The 21,205-nt window shown below is 44.0% G+C and carries 21 protein-coding genes, 1 riboswitch and 1 other annotated feature; of the genes, 4 read left to right on the top strand and 17 right to left on the bottom strand.

Annotated elements, in window-relative coordinates:
* Window positions 1-9 precede the first annotated feature (9 nt).
* From hisH to tet(35), 6 genes are all read right to left on the bottom strand, one after another.
* Entirely contained in the window at window positions 10-624 is a 615-nt protein-coding gene (gene hisH / locus R7Z41_RS01075; RefSeq protein ID WP_225477391.1) for an imidazole glycerol phosphate synthase subunit HisH, read from the bottom strand.
* A gap of 26 nt (window positions 625-650) precedes the next feature.
* Window positions 651-1,724, bottom strand: coding sequence for a bifunctional histidinol-phosphatase/imidazoleglycerol-phosphate dehydratase HisB (hisB, locus tag R7Z41_RS01080; RefSeq protein WP_033905090.1), 1,074 nt, complete (start codon window positions 1,722-1,724; stop codon window positions 651-653).
* 69 nt (window positions 1,725-1,793) lie between these two features.
* Window positions 1,794-2,834: a histidinol-phosphate transaminase gene (gene hisC / locus R7Z41_RS01085; RefSeq protein WP_017634689.1), complete on the bottom strand. Its 1,041-nt coding sequence runs from the start codon at window positions 2,832-2,834 to the stop codon at window positions 1,794-1,796.
* 12 nt (window positions 2,835-2,846) lie between these two features.
* Window positions 2,847-4,145: a histidinol dehydrogenase gene (hisD, locus tag R7Z41_RS01090; RefSeq protein ID WP_054575132.1), complete on the bottom strand. Its 1,299-nt coding sequence runs from the start codon at window positions 4,143-4,145 to the stop codon at window positions 2,847-2,849.
* A 5-nt stretch (window positions 4,146-4,150) separates the two neighbouring features.
* On the bottom strand, window positions 4,151-5,047 hold the full coding sequence (gene hisG / locus R7Z41_RS01095) for an ATP phosphoribosyltransferase (protein ID WP_005378180.1): 897 nt from the start codon (window positions 5,045-5,047) through the stop codon (window positions 4,151-4,153).
* Between the two features lie 53 nt (window positions 5,048-5,100).
* Window positions 5,101-5,238 (bottom strand) — a sequence feature (His leader region).
* A 180-nt stretch (window positions 5,239-5,418) separates the two neighbouring features.
* Window positions 5,419-7,020, bottom strand: coding sequence for a tetracycline efflux Na+/H+ antiporter family transporter Tet(35) (gene tet(35), locus R7Z41_RS01100; RefSeq protein WP_005378182.1), 1,602 nt, complete (start codon window positions 7,018-7,020; stop codon window positions 5,419-5,421).
* 109 nt (window positions 7,021-7,129) lie between these two features.
* Window positions 7,130-7,312: riboswitch (Lysine riboswitch) on the bottom strand.
* A 582-nt stretch (window positions 7,313-7,894) separates the two neighbouring features.
* Between tet(35) and R7Z41_RS01105 the strand changes: the two genes are divergently transcribed.
* Window positions 7,895-8,302, top strand: a complete 408-nt coding sequence (locus tag R7Z41_RS01105) for an H-NS family nucleoid-associated regulatory protein (protein ID WP_005378185.1) — start codon at window positions 7,895-7,897, stop codon at window positions 8,300-8,302.
* Between the two features lie 127 nt (window positions 8,303-8,429).
* On the opposite strand, the gene R7Z41_RS01110 is transcribed toward R7Z41_RS01105, so the two are convergent.
* Both R7Z41_RS01110 and R7Z41_RS01115 read right to left on the bottom strand, forming a co-directional pair.
* Window positions 8,430-9,734 (bottom strand): inosine/guanosine kinase, encoded by a 1,305-nt coding sequence (locus R7Z41_RS01110; protein WP_005378187.1) that lies wholly within the window; start codon window positions 9,732-9,734, stop codon window positions 8,430-8,432.
* 117 nt (window positions 9,735-9,851) lie between these two features.
* Window positions 9,852-10,121, bottom strand: coding sequence for a hypothetical protein (locus R7Z41_RS01115; RefSeq protein WP_005378190.1), 270 nt, complete (start codon window positions 10,119-10,121; stop codon window positions 9,852-9,854).
* 188 nt (window positions 10,122-10,309) lie between these two features.
* On the opposite strand from R7Z41_RS01115, the gene mnmA reads away from it, so the two are divergent.
* From mnmA to purB, 3 genes are all read left to right on the top strand, one after another.
* Window positions 10,310-11,434 (top strand): tRNA 2-thiouridine(34) synthase MnmA, encoded by a 1,125-nt coding sequence (gene mnmA, locus R7Z41_RS01120; RefSeq protein WP_005378192.1) that lies wholly within the window; start codon window positions 10,310-10,312, stop codon window positions 11,432-11,434.
* A 10-nt stretch (window positions 11,435-11,444) separates the two neighbouring features.
* A complete protein-coding gene (hflD, locus tag R7Z41_RS01125) occupies window positions 11,445-12,062 on the top strand; it encodes a high frequency lysogenization protein HflD (protein WP_005378194.1) in 618 nt (205 codons plus the stop codon).
* A gap of 153 nt (window positions 12,063-12,215) precedes the next feature.
* Window positions 12,216-13,586, top strand: coding sequence for an adenylosuccinate lyase (gene purB / locus R7Z41_RS01130; RefSeq protein WP_206969751.1), 1,371 nt, complete (start codon window positions 12,216-12,218; stop codon window positions 13,584-13,586).
* A gap of 133 nt (window positions 13,587-13,719) precedes the next feature.
* Here purB and R7Z41_RS01135 read toward each other — a convergent pair whose 3' ends face one another.
* The 9 genes from R7Z41_RS01135 to htpX all read right to left on the bottom strand — a co-directional run bounded on the left by R7Z41_RS01135 (window position 13,720) and on the right by htpX (window position 20,938).
* Window positions 13,720-14,253, bottom strand: a complete 534-nt coding sequence (locus R7Z41_RS01135; RefSeq protein ID WP_017821713.1) for a DUF3833 domain-containing protein — start codon at window positions 14,251-14,253, stop codon at window positions 13,720-13,722.
* Window positions 14,253-14,846 (bottom strand): chalcone isomerase family protein, encoded by a 594-nt coding sequence (locus R7Z41_RS01140; protein ID WP_206969748.1) that lies wholly within the window; start codon window positions 14,844-14,846, stop codon window positions 14,253-14,255. Before R7Z41_RS01140 ends, R7Z41_RS01135 begins: the two co-directional genes overlap by 1 nt.
* The gene (locus tag R7Z41_RS01145; protein WP_042522066.1) at window positions 14,806-15,318 is read right to left on the bottom strand and encodes a DUF2878 domain-containing protein; all 513 of its coding nucleotides are present in this window, start codon (window positions 15,316-15,318) and stop codon (window positions 14,806-14,808) included. Before R7Z41_RS01145 ends, R7Z41_RS01140 begins: the two co-directional genes overlap by 41 nt.
* A 6-nt stretch (window positions 15,319-15,324) precedes the next feature.
* Entirely contained in the window at window positions 15,325-16,581 is a 1,257-nt protein-coding gene (locus R7Z41_RS01150; RefSeq protein ID WP_042522068.1) for an SAM-dependent methyltransferase, read from the bottom strand.
* Window positions 16,575-17,393: a DUF1365 domain-containing protein gene (locus tag R7Z41_RS01155; protein ID WP_206969746.1), complete on the bottom strand. Its 819-nt coding sequence runs from the start codon at window positions 17,391-17,393 to the stop codon at window positions 16,575-16,577. Before R7Z41_RS01155 ends, R7Z41_RS01150 begins: the two co-directional genes overlap by 7 nt.
* A 1-nt stretch (window position 17,394) precedes the next feature.
* Entirely contained in the window at window positions 17,395-18,705 is a 1,311-nt protein-coding gene (locus R7Z41_RS01160; protein WP_171342737.1) for an NAD(P)/FAD-dependent oxidoreductase, read from the bottom strand.
* 12 nt (window positions 18,706-18,717) lie between these two features.
* Window positions 18,718-19,443, bottom strand: a complete 726-nt coding sequence (locus R7Z41_RS01165) for an SDR family oxidoreductase (RefSeq protein WP_005378209.1) — start codon at window positions 19,441-19,443, stop codon at window positions 18,718-18,720.
* Complete coding sequence (locus tag R7Z41_RS01170; RefSeq protein ID WP_005378211.1) at window positions 19,440-19,859, bottom strand: nuclear transport factor 2 family protein; 420 nt, start codon at window positions 19,857-19,859, stop codon at window positions 19,440-19,442. Before R7Z41_RS01170 ends, R7Z41_RS01165 begins: the two co-directional genes overlap by 4 nt.
* A 209-nt stretch (window positions 19,860-20,068) precedes the next feature.
* Entirely contained in the window at window positions 20,069-20,938 is an 870-nt protein-coding gene (htpX, locus tag R7Z41_RS01175; RefSeq protein WP_005388085.1) for a protease HtpX, read from the bottom strand.
* Window positions 20,939-21,205 lie beyond the last annotated feature (267 nt).

The following is a 21,205-nucleotide window of genomic DNA, read 5'->3' on the forward strand; positions in this document are numbered from 1 at the left end:
AAATCCCTTTTATAATCCTAAGAAGTTTTGAATAAGCTTCGCGCCCGCTTTTGAAGAACGCTCAGGGTGGAATTGCACGCCGTAGTAGTTACCGCTTTGTACTGCTGCTGTGAACGGGTTGCCGTACTCGCATTGAGCAATCGTGTAATCCCCAACAGGCATTGCAAAGCTGTGCACGAAGTAGAAATGCTCACCTTCTTCAATATCTTTGAAAAGTGGATTACCTGCTTTTGCAGAGACCGTGTTCCACCCCATATGCGGCAACGGCAAATCGCCAGTTTGTAGTAGCTTCACTTCGCCATCACAAAGTCCAAGACACTCAACTAACTCGTCGGCTTTCTGGCCTTTCTCTTGAGACACTTTGCCCAACAGTTGCATGCCTAAACAGATACCTAACAGCGGCTTTTCTACTTGTTTTACCAAGCTGATAAGATCGCGCTCTTCTAGGTTTTTCATCGCTTCGCTGGCGGTTCCCACGCCCGGTAGGAACAACTTATCTGCCGACAACACAACTTGTGGATCTTTTGAAATTGTTACGTCATAGCCTAGGCGTTCAATGGCAAACTTCACCGAAGAGACGTTGGCACAGCCAGTATCGATAATGACAACTTTCTGTTCTGTCACTGTTTTTCTCCTTGCTAAGGTTAGCCTTAAAGCACGCCTTTACTACTTGGTAGCTCAGTGCCTTCTACTTTGATTGCTTGGCGTAACGTACGACCAAACGCTTTAAATAGACTTTCAATGATGTGGTGATCATTGTTGCCCGCAGAAGAAAGGTGCAACGTACATGCTAATGTGTCAGTCAGAGAGCGGAAGAAGTGAACTACCATCTCTGTTGAAAGATCACCCACTTGCTCACGGCTGAATTGCGCGTCGAACTTAAGGTAAGGACGACCTGATAGGTCTAGTGCGCATTGTGCCAAACACTCATCCATTGGAAGGCTAAAGCCAAAGCGACCAATACCACGCTTGTCACCCAGTGCTTCTTTCAACGCTTGACCTAACGCAAGAGCGGTATCTTCCACTGTGTGGTGATCATCAATGTGCAGGTCACCTTCTACTTTGCACACCATCTGGAACCCGCCGTGTGTCGCGATTTGATCCAGCATGTGGTCGAAGAAGCCAAGACCAGTAGAGATGTCATTGCCGCCTTGTTCGTCAAGATTAACGAATACTTTGATGTCCGTTTCTTTTGTGGTGCGAACCACTTCAGCAACGCGTGCCTTCACCGTGAGATCTTTCAGGATCTGTTTCCAACCCATGGTTTCTGGGTTGTATTGAATGCCACGAATTGCCATGTTTTCTGCAAGTTGAAGATCAGTTTGACGATCGCCAATCACAACAGAATTTTGGAAATCCACTTTGCCACCTTGAAGGTACTCTTTTACCAAGCCCAATTTAGGCTTACGGCAAGAGCAGTTATCTTCATCAAAGTGAGGACAAATCAGCACATCATCAAACTTCACACCTTGAGATTCAAAGATCTCCATCATCATGTTGTGTGGTGCATCAAAATCTTCTTGTGGGTAGCTGTCGGTACCCAAACCATCTTGGTTCGTGACCATCACTAGACGGTATCCTGCATCCTGCAACGACAACAGGCTTGGGATAACAAATGGCTCTAGCTTTAGTTTGTCTAAACGGTCTACTTGAAAATCAATCGGCGGCTCGACAATTAAGGTGCCATCACGATCAATAAAAAGGATTTTTTGTTGTTTGCTCACTCGAACTTCCTTATTGCTATTCTTTTGGCGCTCCCGCTATTGAGCGAGAGCGATAAATTCTGTCTCTATTTATGCGTAGTAGTTTCTGATAAATCCAAGCGTTTTTTCGCACTCGTCACGGTTACCCACACTGATACGCACACAATTTTCAATTGGCGAGTTACGCAAAATAATGCCCGTATCCCAAGCCGCTTTGAAAAGGTCATCGCCATCTGGGAATTTCACCAATAGGTAGTTCCCCCACCCTTCAAACACTTCCAAGCCCGGAATCATTGAAAGGCCAACTTGCAAGTAAGCACGGTTTGCATTCAAATCGAGAACTTGAAACTTCGCTCGTGCTAAACCAGCTTCCGAAAGCGCCTGAGTCGCAATTTCTGCCACTGGAACTGGGACTGGGTAAGGTGCGATAACTTTAAGAAGTACATTAATAAGCTCTTCGTTCGCAAGCGTAAATCCACAACGCAGACCTGCAAGCGCAAAAGCTTTCGACAGAGTACGCAGAATCGCAAGATTCGGGTATTGCGCCAGTAGGTCTACCGTTGACGCTTCTGGACAAAAATCGATGTACGCTTCATCCATCACCACGATTGCACGGTCTTTTGTCATCTCAAGCAGAGACACAATGTCCTCACGCTTAACCAAGTTACCCGTTGGGTTGTTTGGCGAACATACAAAAACCAGTTTCACGTTATCCAGATTAGCTTCGATGCCTGCAAGGTCTAGTTGCCAATCTGACGTTAGCGGCACGGTTTTGCGCTCTACACCGATGGTTTCTGCACTGATGGCGTACATACCGTAAGTTGGTGGGCAGTAAAGAATCGCATCTTCACCCGGCTCACAGAATGCACGAATTAATAACTCAATACCTTCGTCTGCGCCGCGAGAAGTCAGTGTTTGTTCTGGTTTCACACCCGCATACGCTGCGTAAGCGGAAATCAGTTCTTTCGGTTGGCATTCGCTGTAACGATTAAGACGAGCAAAGTCTGTTTTGTATTCATTGTTAAATGGTGATTCGTTGGCATTTAGCCATACGTCACCCGTACCACCGATTCGGCGAGCCGACATATAAGGGGTAAGCTGTTGGACTTGTTTACGCGCTAGCTTTTCCATCTCATTACTCTCTTATTCTTTCTTACTTGCTAATTTTTCTACGCGGATAGTAACAGCACGTTTGTGAGCGTCCAGACCTTCTGCTTCAGCCATCGTGACTACCGTTGGTGCAAGGTTCTTTAAACCATCAGCAGAAAGCTCCTGAACCGTCATTCGTTTAGAGAAATCCGCCAAACCTAAGCTTGAATAAGTACGTGTATAACCGTAAGTAGGAAGGACGTGGTTAGTCCCCGATGCGTAATCTCCCGCAGATTCAGGCGACCAATCCCCAAGGAAGATAGAACCTGCGTTATCTAATAGAGGTAGAAGCTCACGAGGGTTCTTAGTCTGAACAATCAAGTGCTCAGGACCGTAGTAATTGGAAATAGAAACTGACTGCGTCATCGACTCGGAAATAATGATCAAGCTTGATGCCAGAGCCTTTTCTGCGATGTCTGCACGAGATAGCTCCTTAAGCTGACGTTGAACCGCATCCGTCACTTGATCAGCAATCACAGGAGAAGGAGTCACCAATACCACTTGAGAATCAGGACCGTGTTCTGCTTGGCTCAAAAGATCCGCAGCGATAAAGTCTGCATCTGCGGTTTCATCTGCAATCACTAACACTTCTGATGGCCCTGCTGGCATATCAATCGCAGCACCGCGGAAATCATTGCTAACCTGTCGTTTTGCTTCGGTCACGTAAGCGTTGCCCGGACCAAAGATCTTATCTACTTTCGATACAGTCTCGGTGCCATAAGCCATTGCAGCAACTGCTTGACCACCACCGACGTTGTACACTTCATCAATGCCACACAGTTTCGCGACATAAAGGATCTCATCTGCGATTGGCGGTGGAGAACAAAGAACGACTTTACGACAACCTGCAATTTTTGCAGGAACGCCGAGCATCAAAACAGTCGATGGCAAAGGCGCACTGCCACCCGGAATGTACAAACCCACTTTTTGAATTGGGCGTGTTACTTGTTCACAAAGGACACCTGGCTGGGTTTCCACCTTGATCGGTTGCGGCTTTTGCGCTTTGTGGAACTTAGAAATATTGGCGTAAGCTTGCTCTAATGCGCTCTTCATTGACTCTGACAAACGCTCTGACGCTGCCTTAATTTCCTGAGAAGAAACACGAATGGATTCAGGCTTAACACGGTCAAACTTTTCGGTCAGCTCAATAAGAGCAGAGTCACCTTCTTCTCGAACTTTAGCAATAACTTCGGCCACAGCAGTGGTGATATTGGCACCTTCTGCAATAGCAGGGCGCTCCAAAATAGAGTCTTGCTGATTCTCACTTAATGATTGCCAAACGACTGTTCTCATGATGCTTACTCCATCATTTTTTCAATTGGTAGAACGAGAATTGAACTAGCACCCAACTCTTTCAGCTGTTCCATTGTTTCCCAGAACAGGTTTTCAGAACTCACTAAGTGAACAGCCATTTTCTGCTTATCTGCAGAAAGAGGAAGAACAGTTGGGTCTTCAGCACCTGGCAGTAGTGCTTTAATTTGATCTAACTTCTCTGCTGGGGCGTGAAGCATAATGTACTTAGATTCTTTCGCTTGCTGCACGCCTTGCATGCGAGTTAACAGCTTTTCGATTAGCGCCACTTTGTCTGCGTCGAACTCACCTGTGCGTTGAATCAATGTCGCTTTTGATTTGAAGATAATTTCAGCTTCTTTAAGGCCGTTCGCTTCCAGTGTTGCACCTGTAGAAACCAAATCAGCGATAGCATCAGCGAGACCCGCGCGAGGCGCAACTTCTACAGAGCCTGTCAGCATACATGTAGAGAATGGAACGCCGGCTTCATCCATGTACGCTTTTAGAAGTTGAGGATACGTTGTAGCAATACGCTTGCCAGCTAAGTCTTGTGGACCGTTGTACTCTTCGTCCTTGTCGATTGCGATAGATAAACGACAGCCACCAAAATCAAGTCGACGAAGCTGAACAAACTCGCAGGGTTCACCTAATGCTTTGCGGTCAAGGCGAACTTCTTCTAGTTCATTTTCGCCAATAAAGCCAAGGTCAACCACGCCATCCATAATTAAACCTGGGATGTCGTCGTCACGAACCAAGAGTAAATCAATTGGCATATTTTCAGAATGGACAACTAAACGCTCGCCCATTACGTTGAACTTTACGCCGCACTGTTTTAGTAGAGCTTGACTCTCTTTGCTAAGACGACCTTTTTTCTGAATTGCGATTCTTAAACGTTGTGTTTGCATTGCTTTGTCCCTATGCAAGATTTTGATATCTAAGTATTTTTCAAACTAATAAAACTAAAAAACCCTCGGGAGATTGAAGTCTCCCGAGGGTTTAAAATCTGCTTTTACTTTGATTTTACCTCCGGGAGTTTCCTGCCTCCCGGGTATGCGTACATCGCCCGAAAGACTAGATTGGGTGATGATGGTGATGAATGTTCATTACAAAATTACGCATACTTATTTCAAGGCTCTTCTCATTTGCTTTGTTACCAACCACACTAACCAAGCTGATTACTTTTTTCAACCCTTAATTTTAAAAAAATTCGAATTGTATAATACAAATAAAAAAGGAGGCCGAAGCCTCCTACAATTTCACCTTTTAAATCAGTGAATTACGCACTCTGGCAAGACGCTATTTTAGACTTTGAAAGCCATGACAAAATAGCGCAAACGATAACGAATGTTATCGACGCTGCAATGAACGAGAACGCAATTGAAGCAGTCATACCAAGGGCAATAAAGCCGACGCATGAAACAAGCGCGACTGATAATGCATAAGGTAACTGTGTTGATACGTGGTCAATGTGGTTACAACGTGCACCCGTCGATGACAGGATAGTCGTATCTGAGATTGGTGAACAATGGTCACCGAATACCGCACCAGCTAAAACCGCACTCAGCATCGGTAGCATTAGCGCTACATCTGTTGCGCCAGCCATATCACCCGCGATTGGTAGCATGATGCCGAACGTACCCCATGAAGTACCTGTTGAGAACGCCATCAGGCCAGACAACAAGAATAGGATAACTGGTAGCCAGTGCGGGTTAATGTTGCCCTGCGCCATTGTCGAAAGGTAAGTACCAGTCTTCATATCACCGATAACAGAACCAATGGTCCAGGCAAATACTAAGATTAGAATCGCACCAAACATAGACTTAGCACCAATCCAAAGTGTACGTGCGATCTCAGCCATTGGTAGACCTTGCTTCACAACAGTAAACAGTGCAACTGCTAAGCCAAGCAAGCTACCGTAGATTAGTGATGTACCTACATCTGTATTTTCAAAAGCACCAAGAAGCGCAAACTCCTTACCATCAGCAGCCAATGCTTGGCCACCCGTGTAAAGCATTGAAGCGATAGTCGCGATAATCAGCGTCACGATAGGAAGTATCAAATCTGACACTTTACCCTTTTCACTTTCACGGATATCTAGCTCTTCGTTTAGGTCATGCGCTTCTTGCGAGTCATTTTCTTTGTCTTTATCAAAGCCACGACCTTGCGATGCAGAGATCTCATGCTCACGCATTTTACCAATATCAAGACCAAACCACGCAACAGCGAACACCATTAGCAGCGCAAAAACGGCGTAGAAGTTCATTGGAATAAGACGAACATATGCGCCAAGAGCCGAATACTCTGTGATCCCATGTGAGACTAAGATCCCGCCAATAATAGTAATAATGTAAGCACCCCAGCTAGAAGCAGGCATAATTACACACATTGGAGCAGCGGTTGAGTCTAGAATGTACGCAAGCTTAGCGCGAGACACATAAAAGCGATCGGTTACTGGGCGAGAGATCGCACCAACAGCAAGGCTATTAAAGTAATCATCGACAAAAATGAATACGCCTAAAAAGGCGGCAAGAAGTTTGGAGCCGCGTTTACTCTTCACTCGAGATTGTGCCCATTCAGCAAAAGCACGAGTACCGCCAGATAGCGTTAATAAAGCTGTTGTCATACCTAATAAGATTAGGAAACCAACAATGCTCATGTTCCAAGTGTTAATTCCGCCATCTTCAATAAAGACAGAAGAAACTTGAGAACTGACGTAACCTGCGGTGTCGCTGATAGACCAGCTATTAAGTAGCACCGCACCTAGCACGATACCTACACCCAAGGAAACTAATACACGTCGAGTCAAAATCGCCAAAGTCAAAGCGACAATAGGTGGCAATAATGAAACAGGAGAACTAGAAAAATCTATTAAATTCATGATCTTCAAAAACCAAAGTTTGGCTAGAGATCTACTGCAGACAAGTCACGTAGCATACGATACGTGCTCATGTTGAACTTAGCGACAGGGAAGCGAACACTCCACCCAACCCTACAGTAGCGCTCCATAGTTTAATGTGAATATATACTATGGCAGTGTTGTTCCTTTCAGATACAACCCCAGCAAGTAACTTTGATGAGTTACTTACTTCGGCAATCTTCGCCTTCCACTATTATTCATTGGCATCACCCCAATAATAGCTACTCTTCGAGACCGCGCCTCTACGGCAACAACAAACAATTAACCACTAACTGTACAAATTAACAACAAATTGTCTGCAATATTGCATCAGGTGGCAGCCATTGTACTTATGATGAGAGTCAATGCAACACATCAAACTAAATTAAACAAATAAATAATGACTGAGATAATTTATAAACCTTGCCTACTTCCATAAGTTTTGTGCAACTGAAATCACATCAATCATGTTATTTATGAAACATTATTACTACCTTAGAAATATCATGGTTTATCTTATATCAATAAATTAAGGATATATGACACAGCATTAAAGATGGATGCTTCATATTTTTAAGTAATAACTCAAATTTTTTTATAAAAAACCAAGCTGTCACTCTCTCTATACAATAATGATTGTTGATTTTAGTTCTCATCTAATAATGATTTATTTCGAGTGTAATAATATTAATTGCTTTAAAAAATAGTCAAATTTAAACAAAATCTTGATTTAGCATTTGCACATAAGGAAAAGATAAAGTTAAATATAAGGACTCTTTGTTTATTTATAGATTGGCATTATTTAATCGTAACGATAAAAAGTGCCCAACACATTAACCTTTTAATAGGAATCGTTATGTCAGAGCTGACTAAAACCCTTCTAAATATCCGTAGCCTTCGTGCATTTTCTCGTGAGCTGACTCTAGAACAATTGGAAGAAGCTCTAGATAAACTCACTACTGTCGTAGATGAGCGTCGTGAAGCAGAAGAAGCAGAACGCGCAGCACAAGCAGAGCAAGAAGCTAAGCTTGCAGAGATTGCTGAGAAAATCGCTCAAGACGGTATTGATGTAGAAGCACTTATTACTGCGCTATCTGGCGAAACTAAGACGAAAGGCAAAGCGAAGCGCGCACCTCGCCCTGCTAAATACAAATACACAGATTCAAACGGTAATGAGAAAACTTGGACTGGCCAAGGTCGTACACCTTCGGCGATTCAAGAGCAACTTGATGCAGGTAAATCTCTGGATGAGTTCCTAATCTAGATCCGTGCTATTTTTAAAAGGCTCCCATAGGGAGCCTTTTTTATTTAAACCATTACAAATAAAAAAGGCACATTTCTTAATGCGCCTTTTACTTTAGTTACAGAATAGTTAATTAAACCGCTTCGTATTAACGTTCCCAGTATGCTTCTTCTAGGCTATCTTCTCGCTCAGGAAGTCCGCGCGACAATCGTGGTGAATGTTGCACGAGAACTTCGTAGCTCGCACGGTTTGCGTATTTGCAGACTTGAGAAAAAGAAGAGTAAGTTAAATACTCGTTACTGTGCTTGCTTGAATTAGGCACATTTTCTTTATGGTATTTATTTGCTGCCATATCATGAAGAACAGCAGATAACGCGGCATCACCTGCGCCATTTGTATTCTTAATTTTTTCTGGACCACCCATATATGGCGAGATATGCGAGTACACTTTTATTGGCGTCTCGCATGAGTCTTTTTTCGCCGGACGACTAAATTCATAACGATTAAATTCAGCAATTGACCCTGGAAGTAATGGCAAAGAAGTTTCGCGCTTCGCGCTATCTTCCGTATACCCAGCCATAAATAGACCTACAGGACCCGCCGTGCACAATACTAAATCAGCCCACTCCAATGTTTTATCAGACGCAGCAAGTGGATCAGATTCCCCCGTCAGTGCTTCTGCTTCATCTTCATTCATCGCAACGACTGAAACGTTATCTCGAATGAATTCTTGCCAATATTTAGGGTCATCTTGAATAACAAACTTTGTGCCTAAAGTCAGAACAACAGGCACATCATTCTTTTTCGCGTACTCAATCGCTTTCATTGTTGCTTCCGGCATTGGGTCGCCGTCTTTGCAACGTACTAGATATGACGTCAGTACAAGTGCTGATGCATTTTTAAAGATTTTCTCTGGAATGCTATCAGGATGGAGTTGGTTCATTTGCCCTTCGCTGATAGCAAAAGTACGTTCGCCGTCTTCTGTGATAAGAGCAAAACAACGGCCAATTGCACCATCTACACCTTGTAGGTAGTTCAAGTCCATGCGGCTTGATGTATTACAAAGATAACGGTAACCGTAGCTGCCAATCTTAATATCCTGGCTCATCACTCCAAGTAGTGTGGAGCGATCATCCGCTAGCACGGAGTAGTTATGTAGCGTGTTACCAATGGTACCGCCCGCATACTCATTGGTAATCAAGTTCTCTTCTTTCAGTTGCTGGTATAACTCTTCTGCTCTTTCGTCATCGATAACCAAAGAGTGACCTTTACTCAGACCGTACTTTTCAATCACATCCGTTGTAACTTTTGCTTCAATATCAACCAAGGTTTGGTCAATACCAATGATGTGAGTGCGCGTCATCTTCTTGCTTTCTTGTGCTTGGCTCACCAGCGGGTCACGAGCATGAACAGGAAAATAGTGCTTCGATTTGCGTTGTCCAGGAAATTTCATATTGTCAGTCTGAGTAAGGGGATGAAAAGGAGAGCGGATTCTATACCGCTAATAATAAAGCAGCAATAAAAGCGATTATAGCAAACGTTTGCTGACAGCTTTTTTCTTTTAGGTGGCTTATTCACCTTCCATAAAGCTGAGATCTGGTAGTTGCTCAAGGTGCTCGCTATAACGCTTTAGGTTGAACTCACCTTCATTCTTCATTACATCAAAAATCTCAATTGACATCGCACATGCCATCATCGCAACCGCATCTTCACGTGGTGTGCCAGTCATCATTAAACGCATAAGGGTTTCTTTTACTTTAAGCGGGTTGCCATCTTCGAGCTGATTTTCAACAATTTCAATCAACTCACTTTCTTGCATAAATTGGTTTTCTTCTGTCATTTGGTGTTTCCTCTTGGATTTTGGCCAACTATGCCATATATACCTCTTCTATACTTGCGAAATTACTCGTTCGAATCTTTGTTGAAGAAAAATCCAGCGAAACGAATTGTGATTTCGATCTCGGATCTGTCACCGGTCTGTGGATTCTGATAGAATCTGCATCCCGTTTATTTAAGTGGTGTTTAGTAATGTCTGATAACAGCCAAAAGAAAGTCATCGTCGGTATGTCCGGCGGCGTTGATTCATCTGTTTCCGCGTATCTTCTAAAGCAGCAAGGCTACCAAGTAGAAGGCCTTTTCATGAAGAACTGGGAAGAAGATGACAACGAAGAATATTGTACAGCGGCAGAAGATCTTGCTGACGCTCAGGCAGTATGTGACAAGCTAGGCATCCACCTACACACTATCAACTTTGCTGCCGAATACTGGGATAACGTATTTGAGTACTTCCTTGCTGAATACAAAGCGGGCCGTACTCCGAACCCTGACATTCTTTGTAACAAAGAAATCAAGTTCAAAGCATTCCTAGAATTCGCTGATGAAGTACTTGATGCTGATTACATTGCAATGGGCCACTATGTGCGTCGCTCTTTCCCAGAAAACGGTGAAAAACCACAAATGTTACGTGGTCTAGATGGCAACAAAGATCAAAGCTACTTCCTGTACACATTAAGCAACGAGCAAATCGCACGTAGCCTATTCCCTGTTGGTGACCTAGAGAAACCAGAAGTACGCCGCATTGCGGAAGAGCAAGACCTAATTACTGCTAAGAAGAAAGATTCAACTGGTATTTGTTTCATCGGTGAACGCAAGTTTACGGAATTCCTAGGTCGCTACCTTCCAGCTCAGCCTGGTAATATCGAGACTCCAGAAGGCGAAGTGATTGGTCAACACCAAGGCCTGATGTACCACACACTTGGTCAGCGTAAAGGTCTACACATCGGTGGCCGTAAAGGCGGCGGTGGTAACGAGGACCCATGGTTCGTTGGTGAGAAAGATCTAGAACGTAACGTTTTGATTGCTGTTCAAGGTAAAGACCATCCAATGTTGAAATCAGAAGGTCTACTTGCATCACAACTTCATTGGGTAGATCGTGAGCCAATTCGCGATGTTATGAAGTGCACAGTGAAAACTCGTTACCGTCAGGAAGATATTCCTTGTACAATCATCCCTATCGATGATGAAAACATTAAAGTTATCTTTGACGAGCCACAAATTGCTGTAACTCCAGGTCAATCAGCAGTGTTCTACAAAGGTGACGTGTGCCTAGGTGGCGGCATCATCGAGCAACGCATTAAATATTCTCAAGCTTAGGAGTCGTTACGTGGCGAATACACTTTATGACCGTACTATCGCTTTCGCTGGGATTTGCCAAGCTGTTGCTTTAGTTCAACAGGTAGCGAGAAACGGACATTGTGATCAAGATGCTTTTGAAACATCAATCAACGCTATTTTGAGCACGAACCCTGCTAACACAGTTGGCGTATTCGGTCGCGAAGCCGATCTAAAGCTCGGCCTAGAATGCTTGGTTAAAGGGATTGATAGCACACCATCAGGCAGTGAAATTACTCGTTACATTATTAGTTTAATGGCGTTAGAGCGTAAGTTAAGCTCTCGTAACGATGCTATGTCTCAGCTTGGTGATCGTATTCAAATGGCCAAGCGTCAGTCAGAGCACTTTGAGCTACTAGACGATCAAATGATCAGCAATTTAGCGAGCATCTATCTGGATGTCGTTAGCCCTATTGGCCCACGCATTCAAGTAACGGGCACGCCATCTGTACTGCAGCAGACGGCAAGCCAACACAAAGTTCGTGCGCTGTTGTTATCTGGCATTCGTAGTGCAGTTCTTTGGCGTCAAGTTGGTGGTAAGCGTCGCCACCTAATCTTCGGGCGCAAGAAGATGGTAGAGCAAGCACAAATCCTTCTTGCTCGTCTGTAGTAAAATATCAAATAAGCAGCTCGCGTTTATCGCGAGCTCATTTTTTTCGACTAAAACAAATCCCGCGCAAACGTTTGCGCAATATTCGTGACAATTGCCACAGTTATTGGTATAAAGCTCACGAAATTTAGAAACCCAATTCAGGAGAACATCATGGAACTGTCAGCATTGACTGCTGTTTCACCAGTAGACGGCCGTTACGGAAGCAAGACAATTGCGTTACGCGAAATTTTCAGTGAATACGGTCTACTAAAATACCGTACTATCGTTGAAATCCGCTGGCTACAAAAGCTTGCTGCTACTGCTGAAATTGCAGAAGTGCCAGCGTTTAGCGCAGAAGCAAACCAATTCCTAGACGACCTTGCTGCAAACTTCTCTGAAGAAGATGCACGCCGTATCAAAGAGATCGAGCGTACAACTAACCACGACGTAAAAGCGGTTGAGTACTTCCTAAAAGAGAAAGTAGCAGACGTTCCTGAACTGCACGCAGTAAACGAGTTCTTCCACTTCGCATGTACTTCTGAAGACATCAACAACACATCACACGCTCTAATGCTTAAAGAAGCGCGTGAGAACGTGATTCTTCCAGAAATCCGTAACCTAATCGACGCTATCAAAGCACTAGCAGTGGAATACCGCGACATTCCTCTTCTATCTCGTACACACGGTCAGCCTGCTTCTCCATCTACTATGGGTAAAGAAATGGCAAACGTGGCGTACCGTATGGAGCGTCAATTCAAGCAAATCGAAAACGTTGAGATCCTAGCGAAAATCAACGGTGCAGTAGGTAACTACAACGCACACCTTTCTGCTTACCCAGAGCTAGATTGGCACAAGTTCTCTGAAGAGTTCATCACAGAGTCTCTAGGCGTAACTTGGAACCCTTACACAACTCAAATCGAACCGCACGATTACATCGCTGAGCTGTTCGACGCTATCGCTCGTTTCAACACTATCCTGATTGACTTCGACCGTGACGTTTGGGGTTACATTGCACTAGGCCACTTCAAGCAAAAAACTATTGCTGGTGAGATCGGTTCTTCAACAATGCCTCACAAAGTTAACCCAATCGACTTTGAAAACTCAGAAGGTAACCTAGGTCTTGCGAACGCTGTATTCGGCCACCTAGCACAGAAACTGCCTATCTCTCGTTGGCAACGTGACCTAACTGACTCAACGGTTCTACGTAACCTTGGTGTTGGTGTTGGCTACGCTATCATCGCTTACACTTCGACACTTAAAGGCATCAGCAAGCTAGAAGTAAACCGTGAAGCCCTTCTTGCTGAACTAGACAAGAACTGGGAAGTACTAGCTGAGCCAGTACAAACCGTTATGCGTCGTTACGGCATCGAGAAGCCATACGAGAAGCTGAAAGAGCTAACTCGTGGTAAGCGTGTAGACGGCGAAACAATGCGTAACTTCATCGACGGTCTTGAGCTTCCTGAGCACGAGAAAGCACGTCTGAAAGAGATGACACCAGCGAACTATATCGGTCAAGCAATCGAGCTGACAGATAAGCTGTAATACTCCTGTAACGACCAGATACTTAAAAGGTTGACGCGAAAGCATCAACCTTTTTTAGTTAGGAGAGTTAGGTCGGGAGAAAATAATTTTAGTTATATGGAATGGATTATTAATTGAAGATCAGCCCCATTTGTTATGGCAGCTTTTGGAAGAACAAGGTTATTGTTCCTACTTCCACACCAAACTTTTTTATTTTCGTTAGATTGAAAACGTGTCTGTCATCCTGACGATAAAGCCAATCATCAAAAGCAACCGTCACTGATGAATCCTCCATTTGTAGCTCAAAGTCATATTGCCACTGTAGCGCATTGCCCTGCTCTTCCCCTGTTGCCACACCTATAATATCGTCTGCCTTACCTTCATAACGACCGTCTTCTAATCTAGTGATAACCCAAATTCGCTGGTCCACCTCTCCGTCATCAAACACGAAGTCTTCCACCAGCGTCAGCGTATCACCCGCTACAGTACCCACTATATCGACTTCAAAGCGACGCGTTTGCTGTCCGGTATAGTCTTGCACCATCCCCCACGCCTTTATGTCGCCTTCGAAATAACCGAATACGTCAAAAGTCGGTTTAGAAGAGCGGTAATTATCAATGTCTGCGGAACATGCCGAAAGAAAAACAGCTGCCACTAAAGTCGCTGATTTAAAAATTCGTTTAAACACTATCTAACCTGCCCTATCAATTGTTTTCGGAGTTTCGGAAATTCTGTGTTGGGTGATAACCATATAGCCAAAAATGCATCGTTCATTCGTTCGTCTTCAATGATGCCAACGTTCTTTACTTGCACGTCCCCAACCCGCTTATAAAAAAGCTGACCAGATTTTCCATCTGTTAGATAAGTAAGCTCGTCACCTTTTTGAATATCAGGAAACATACGATCGAGCTCGCTGATCCAAGCTTTTCGATATGAGTCCGTAAAACCCAATTTCGCCCACTGCTCATCCGTCACATCAAGCAGCTGTTGCTTACTGATGTCTCTCTTGTAATTAATTTCCAACGCAAGGGGATGTGGCGATACGTCATCGCTTACGATGAACTTTCCATCAGGCGCTTTTAATCTTGAGTGATAAATATCGAAGATGAACCAAGTAAGTTGGGCTTCTCCAACAGTTTTCCATCCCTTCCAATTCGCAATGTTGCTAGCAGCTTCGCTGTTTCCAACAGGTTGAGCTTGCAGAGCAAAAGAGCCAGTTACTATTACCAACGCAAGCAGCCTAGTCAGTCTCTGAGTTAAGTCTCTCTTCAAGCTTTTCATTTCCGTACACCTTGAGTATCAAGAGCATCATGACGCACCATTCGACAAACAACATTGCCAGTGTAGCGCCAGTGCTAAATCCAAATTCAACGGCTTGGAGCTTATAGCCAGCAAAGTAGCTCGCTGTTCCTCCGAGTCCGCCTACTATTGATACGTAGGTTTTTGGGAAACGGTACAAAATTGACTTGAGTTGATAGGCATACCAGGCGAACAGAATCCAAAGGCACAAAAGCCAAAGGGGTAACCATTGAGTGGCAAACATGAAAATTGAAAATTGCTGATTTAATGTATCAAGCACGAGACCAATCGTGGCGATAACACCAATACTTTTGAGCGAAGATGCGTCAGTTTTCAAACAATATAGTAGGGTTGCCAAAGTAAGGAATAACGTCACCCATTGCCATTGATAGGTTCCAAGCACCGCTGCAAACCAGCAGAGTTGGAACCATGTCGAAGCAAGAAACACCTTCATAACGAACTACGGGCGTTGAAACGTCATGTGAACGGCACTGATCGTGCGAGCCAAAAAGCCACCTTCACAGTAGCTCAAATAGTAGCGCCACATACGCACAAAGCGGTCGTCGTAGCCAAACGAGCGCACTTCATTCTCTGCTCGATTAAAACGTAAGTGCCATTCGTTCAGCGTCTTGGCGTAGTCCAAACCAATATCGAACAAGTCTCGCGTCACTAAGTCACTGTACTTTGTTGTTGCTTGGGTTAGTGAGGTTACCGACGGTAAAAAACCACCCGGGAAAATGTACTTTTGGATAAAGTCGACGTTGTTACTGTAGTAATCGTAACGCTGATCGGCAATCGTAATCGCTTGAATCGCCATCAAGCCACCAGTCTTCAATAAAGACTCACAGACCTTAATGTACGAAGGCAGGAATTGTTTGCCCACAGCTTCAATCATTTCAATAGAAACGAGCTTGTCATAAGTGCCGGTTAAGTTACGGTAATCTTCTTTGAGTAGTGTGATTTTATCTTCTAAGCCACGCTCTTTGATTTTTTGCTCCGCGTACGCGTGTTGCTCTTCAGATATCGTTGTTGTGGTGACCTGACAGCCGTATTGTTCGGCCATGTAAATCGCCATAGCGCCCCACCCAGTGCCAATTTCAACAACATGATCAGTGGGCTTCAGCTCAAGTTGCTGACATAGACGATCCATTTTGTTGATTTGAGCCTGCTCTAGAGAGTCGTCCGCATGATTGTAAAGCGCCGACGAGTACAGCATATTGGTGTCAAGGAACGCTTCGTATAGGTTGTTACCCAAGTCGTAATGCGCATGGATATTTTTACGTGAGTTCTCTTCAGAGTTTCTGTTTGACCAATGACTGAACTTGTACAGTATTTTAGTCAACCAACTGCCTTGCTCTTCGAGTTTATCTAGAGCACGCATGTTAAGGGCCATCAGTTTCATTAATGAGGTTAAATCGGGGCTATCCCACCACCCATCCATATAAGCCTCACCAGCAGCAATACTGCCGCCCTGCAAGATCCGTGAATAAAAGCCTGGATGTTTTACCTCTATAGTAGCGACAACAGGTTGACCACTGTACTCCCCATTTGGCGCACTAAAACGCTCGCTTCGCTCTGTCGTTTCCGTCTTAAAACTTTCAATAACTGTTAAGCAGCCGATTTCCATTTTTTGCAGACATTGAAAAATAACTCCGCGAGCCGCTTTTTGCGTTGTCGTCAATTTACGCGGCAATGTCATAGAACTAGTATTTAACATGCAGAATTCTCCTTGTGCTTTTTATTTTTTTTGTCTGTTTTTTCAGTATCGGCTTCTATTTCTTCATGCGTTGAATATTTAGGATGAGAATAAAAAGGTGCGCCTTTCACCCAAAGTTTTAATGCGTGCCAATAAATACCAACCATTACTTTTACCGTTTGTATTGGTGTAACGATCAAACACCTCAATAAGGTTTTGCTTGAAAGTGGCTTGGCTTTCATAACCATGGTGGCATCAAAGTGTTTCTCTCCTTTGTGACATTCAAGATGAATATTCAACTTGTCTGTCAAAGGTTTAATTCTCCAGCGGTAGAGTTGGTCAATCGGGTTGAATGGTGAAACATGGAATGCTTTATCTTGTTCCCAACCAAACTTTTCTTCTTCTTTATCTGCTGACACCACGTAGTAATGTCGTTCATTCCAAGGAGTGTTACTCACCTCTGCGAGGAGATACTTCCATTCTCCTTCCTTGTTATAAACGTAGTAGAAATTAACGGGACTGAAATAAAGTCCTAGATAACGCAAGTGACAGACTGCGATTACCTTGCCGGTACAGCGAACACCTGTCAGTTCTTCAATTTTGCTGTGCACTGCCGACTTGACGCTACCTTCACCAATGTAATCACTGCGCTTGAAGCGAGCCCAATGCCACCAACGCGAACCAAAACCCCATACTTTTTTCTCTAAAGCATCGATCTCGTCTACATCGATGGCGGGCATAAATAAAGAGTAGTTCAACTCATGATTCACAGGCGTGAATCGACGGTGACGAACGTTGCCTATAAACAATCGGCTGTTCATTTGGCTATCCATATCACGCTGCGCCTTTTTCGAAAGGAACCACATTTTGTTCGCGGTACTTTTCTTCTAGTTCTTTCACAACATCAAGCGCGCTACGCACGCCATCTTCATGAAAACCGTTGTACCAATAAGCGCCGCAGAACCAGGTACTTTGTTTACCCTGTATCTCATTTTTGCGCTGCTGCGCTGCAATAGACTCAGTGGTGAATACTGGATGATGATAAGTGAACGAACGCAAGACTTTATTTGAGTTAATTTGCTCAGTACTGTTCAACGTTACACAAAACGTGTGTTCTGATTGAATATGCTGAAGAATGTTCATGTTATAAGTGAGCGAAGGGAGGCGTTGCTGTTCCTCTTCACTGCCTTCCAATAGGTAGTTCCATGATGCCCATGCTGCCTTACGTTTTGGTAATACGGCAGAGTCGGTATGAAGAACAACTTCATTTGCTTGGTATGTCATATCCCCCAAGATTTCCTGCTCAATTGGGCTGATATCCTCTAGCATTCTCATTGCTTGATCACTGTGACAAGCAAAGATAACGTCATCAAACCAATGCGTTTCTCCGCGAACTTGAACGCCAACCCCTTTTTCGTTGCGAACCACTTTTTCGACAGGACTATTAAGACGAATATTCTCGGCAAAGCCTTTGGTCAATGGTGGAATGTATGAACGTGAACCACCTTTAATCACATACCATTGCGGTCGGTTAGTCACATCTAGCAGACCGTGGTTGAGGAAGAAACGTAAGAAGAACATAAGAGGGAATGCGCGCATGTCAGCTAAAGTCGACGACCAAATCGCAGCACCCATCGGTAAAATGTAGTTATCGGTAAAGAAAGCACTGAATTTGTGTTCGTCAAGGAACTCACCTAACGTCTGAGAGTGCGAGGATTGCTCGCTAGCGAAGCGCTTGGCAAGTTTATTGAAACGAAGTATCTCGAAGATAAATCGATAAAATTTGGGGTTTGCCCAGTTGCGTTTTTGAGCAAACAATGTCGACACTGTGTGGCCGTTGTACTCTAGTCCGTTCCCATCGTTTCTGACACTGAAGCTCATTTGAGTAGGCAGACCTTCAACGCCAATCTCGCTCATCATTTTAATGAAATTAGGGTACGTACGGTCGTTATAGACGATGAACCCAGTATCTATCGCGTATTCTTTACCATCAAGGCTCACATCAACGGTTGCAGTATGGCCACCGATGTAATCGTTCGCTTCAAACAGCGTTACATCATGTTCTTTATGCAAGTAATAACCACAAGTAAGGCCAGAGATTCCCGTTCCCACAATCGCTATCTTCTTTCTTCCTGCTGTTTTCATTTTTATTCCTTCTTATGATACGAGTTTAGCAGTTAGGCGAGCTTGCCAACTGTATGGAAGTAACGAGATAAAACGTAAAATACTGGTAAATCTCGCTGGGAAATAGATATAGGTCTTGTTGGCGGCTAACTGCTTCCTGATAGAGTCCGACGCTTGCTGAGTAGAAATGATCATTGGCATTTCGAAGTCGTTTTTGTCAGTCAACGGCGTTTCAACAAAACCAGGAAACACCGTTACCACATTGATCCCTTTCTTTTTCAAGTCGACGGCGAGCGTGCGTGCAAAATAACTGACTGCCGCTTTGGATGCGCCGTAAGCTTCAGCACGAGGCAGTGCCACTTCTGATGCGATAGAGCCAACAATAACAATGCGGTGCCCTCTCTCTAAATGCACTTGGCAGCCTTCAACGCAGTTGGCAACACCGACAACATTTACGTTCATCACACGCGCCATGAGTTTCGCGTCGACCACTCCCTCATCCATGTACTCACAATCGCCTGCGTTAAAAACCCATGTGTTTGGCGTAAAGGGCAAATTAGAGAGCGCCTGCTGAGTTTCCTCATAATTTGTCACGTCAAACTGCAATGTATGAATTTTGGAAGAAACTGCCTCCAGTTCTGCAAGAACATCTTGATTCCGACCACAAGCAATCACATTCCATTCTGAGTTCGCGTAATCTAGCGCAAGCTGTCTTCCTATTCCGGAGGTGGCGCCTGTGATCAAGATGGTGTTGTTCATTGTCCTAACCTCTGCTTGATGGTTTTAACGACTGAACCAAGTAACGGTAAATGCTCATAGAGCATCTCTCCGAGATCAAAATAGTCTCGGTGATAAATGACCTGACCTTCGCTAAATTTGAGGTGCGAAACACCATTGACGAGAATAGGCGCACCCTTCTGAAGTTTGGGATGCTGAAGGTCCATTGTCCAAGTTAGGAAGCCTGTATCTCCGACTTGTTGATGCTCATGGATTACAAAGTCACAACTGATGACGTTGGCATATAATGAGGTGAAATAATCCGAAAGTGCTGGCCATCCTTCTAAACGATGCGCTGCGTCCTCAAATACTACATCTTGGTGATATATATCCTTAAGCAGATGTAAGTTCGCTTTGTTGAGCTTTTGATAGATATTGCCAACAGACTGTATGTCCATTTTTTACTCCTACACGCCCATTAAGTTGTACAAAATTATTATATGTACAAGATAGTTCATTCCACCAAAGTTGTACAAAAATAATTTTGTATAACTTTATTTCTGTAAGTAGTACGTGATGAAGTTCGCACGCGATCAATCGGCGAAAAAAAAGGCTTGGTCAAAACCAAGCCTTTTCAGCAGATTAACAATTATTTAAGTAGGAACAATTAGTATTGCTGGCCTCGCAACGCTGCAATACGTTTATCTAGCGGAGGGTGGCTCATTAATAGCTCAGTCAGCGACTGCTTGCCATTGATACCAAACGCCATCATGGTGCCATCCAGTTGAGATTCATGACTCACCTTCAAACGCTCTAGAGCCGCAATCATTTTTTCTTTGCCAACGAGGCGCGCAGCACCTGCGTCCGCGTGGAATTCGCGATGACGGCTGTACCACATAGTCAAGAAGCTAGCTAGGAAACCAAATACCAGTTCAAGCACCATGGATACGCCAAAGTAAACCATCATATTTGTACCTTGGCCTTCTTCATCATCGTTCGATGCCACGATATTGGCAATAAAGCGTGATAGGAAGATAACAAACGTGTTCACGACACCTTGCATCAACGTCATCGTGACCATATCACCATTTGCAATATGGCTCACTTCGTGTGCAAGTACTGCCTCTGCCTCATCACGAGTCATATTGTGTAAAAGACCAGTAGAAACGGCGACAAGAGAGTCATCTCGTTTTGCACCTGTCGCAAATGCATTGATATCTGGTGAATCATAAATAGCCACCGTTGGCATACCAATACCCACTTGTTGAGCTTGACGACCCACAGTTTCGACTAACCAATGCTCCGTTTCGTTGCGCGGGCTTTCAATGACCATACCACCAACCGAGCGTAGCGCCATACCCTTTGACATCATCAACGAAATAAATGCGCCACCAAAACCGAATACAGCAGCCATTACAAGTAAACCTGACAGACTGCCTGGTTGCATTCCAGTTACAGCGTAAACAATATTCAGAACAACACTAAGCACTAGCACGACAGCTAGGTTAGTTGCTAGGAATAACATAATTCGCTTCATTACTTTTCTCCGAGGAAGCTTATCGTTTTTTTAAAACGGATTGTTATAAGGAACAAATGGTAATCGCTATAAAAGCCAATTCCGTTGATTTTCATGTTCCGTGCGTTATAGATATAGTCTATCCGCGATAAAAACAAGGTTAAGCAATAAATTGCAACATTTGTTTTCGGGACTGAAATATTTGATTCAAGCGATTTCAAAACATGCTTTGGTAGGAGCCGGAACCTCCGTTCATATACATTTATCAAAATGATAAAATAAGCTCTG

Source organism: Vibrio sp. 1457 (assembly GCF_033340195.1).
Taxonomy (GTDB): domain Bacteria; phylum Pseudomonadota; class Gammaproteobacteria; order Enterobacterales; family Vibrionaceae; genus Vibrio; species Vibrio alginolyticus.

What these genes read in the sequence shown, in the direction of transcription:
- htpX (WP_005388085.1), bottom strand. Translation starts at nt 20,938, where the DNA reads ATGAAGCGAATTATGTTATTCCTAGCAACTAACCTAGCTGTCGTGCTA.
- R7Z41_RS01155 (WP_206969746.1), bottom strand. Translation starts at nt 17,393, where the DNA reads ATGGATAGCCAAATGAACAGCCGATTGTTTATAGGCAACGTTCGTCAC.
- R7Z41_RS01140 (WP_206969748.1), bottom strand. Translation starts at nt 14,846, where the DNA reads ATGAAAAGCTTGAAGAGAGACTTAACTCAGAGACTGACTAGGCTGCTT.
- hisG (WP_005378180.1), bottom strand. Translation starts at nt 5,047, where the DNA reads ATGCAAACACAACGTTTAAGAATCGCAATTCAGAAAAAAGGTCGTCTT.
- hisC (WP_017634689.1), bottom strand. Translation starts at nt 2,834, where the DNA reads ATGGAAAAGCTAGCGCGTAAACAAGTCCAACAGCTTACCCCTTATATG.
- R7Z41_RS01160 (WP_171342737.1), bottom strand. Translation starts at nt 18,705, where the DNA reads ATGAAAACAGCAGGAAGAAAGAAGATAGCGATTGTGGGAACGGGAATC.
- R7Z41_RS01145 (WP_042522066.1), bottom strand. Translation starts at nt 15,318, where the DNA reads ATGAAGGTGTTTCTTGCTTCGACATGGTTCCAACTCTGCTGGTTTGCA.
- mnmA (WP_005378192.1), top strand. Translation starts at nt 10,310, where the DNA reads ATGTCTGATAACAGCCAAAAGAAAGTCATCGTCGGTATGTCCGGCGGC.
- R7Z41_RS01150 (WP_042522068.1), bottom strand. Translation starts at nt 16,581, where the DNA reads ATGTTAAATACTAGTTCTATGACATTGCCGCGTAAATTGACGACAACG.
- R7Z41_RS01115 (WP_005378190.1), bottom strand. Translation starts at nt 10,121, where the DNA reads ATGACAGAAGAAAACCAATTTATGCAAGAAAGTGAGTTGATTGAAATT.
- purB (WP_206969751.1), top strand. Translation starts at nt 12,216, where the DNA reads ATGGAACTGTCAGCATTGACTGCTGTTTCACCAGTAGACGGCCGTTAC.
- R7Z41_RS01110 (WP_005378187.1), bottom strand. Translation starts at nt 9,734, where the DNA reads ATGAAATTTCCTGGACAACGCAAATCGAAGCACTATTTTCCTGTTCAT.
- R7Z41_RS01165 (WP_005378209.1), bottom strand. Translation starts at nt 19,443, where the DNA reads ATGAACAACACCATCTTGATCACAGGCGCCACCTCCGGAATAGGAAGA.
- hisD (WP_054575132.1), bottom strand. Translation starts at nt 4,145, where the DNA reads ATGAGAACAGTCGTTTGGCAATCATTAAGTGAGAATCAGCAAGACTCT.
- R7Z41_RS01105 (WP_005378185.1), top strand. Translation starts at nt 7,895, where the DNA reads ATGTCAGAGCTGACTAAAACCCTTCTAAATATCCGTAGCCTTCGTGCA.
- R7Z41_RS01170 (WP_005378211.1), bottom strand. Translation starts at nt 19,859, where the DNA reads ATGGACATACAGTCTGTTGGCAATATCTATCAAAAGCTCAACAAAGCG.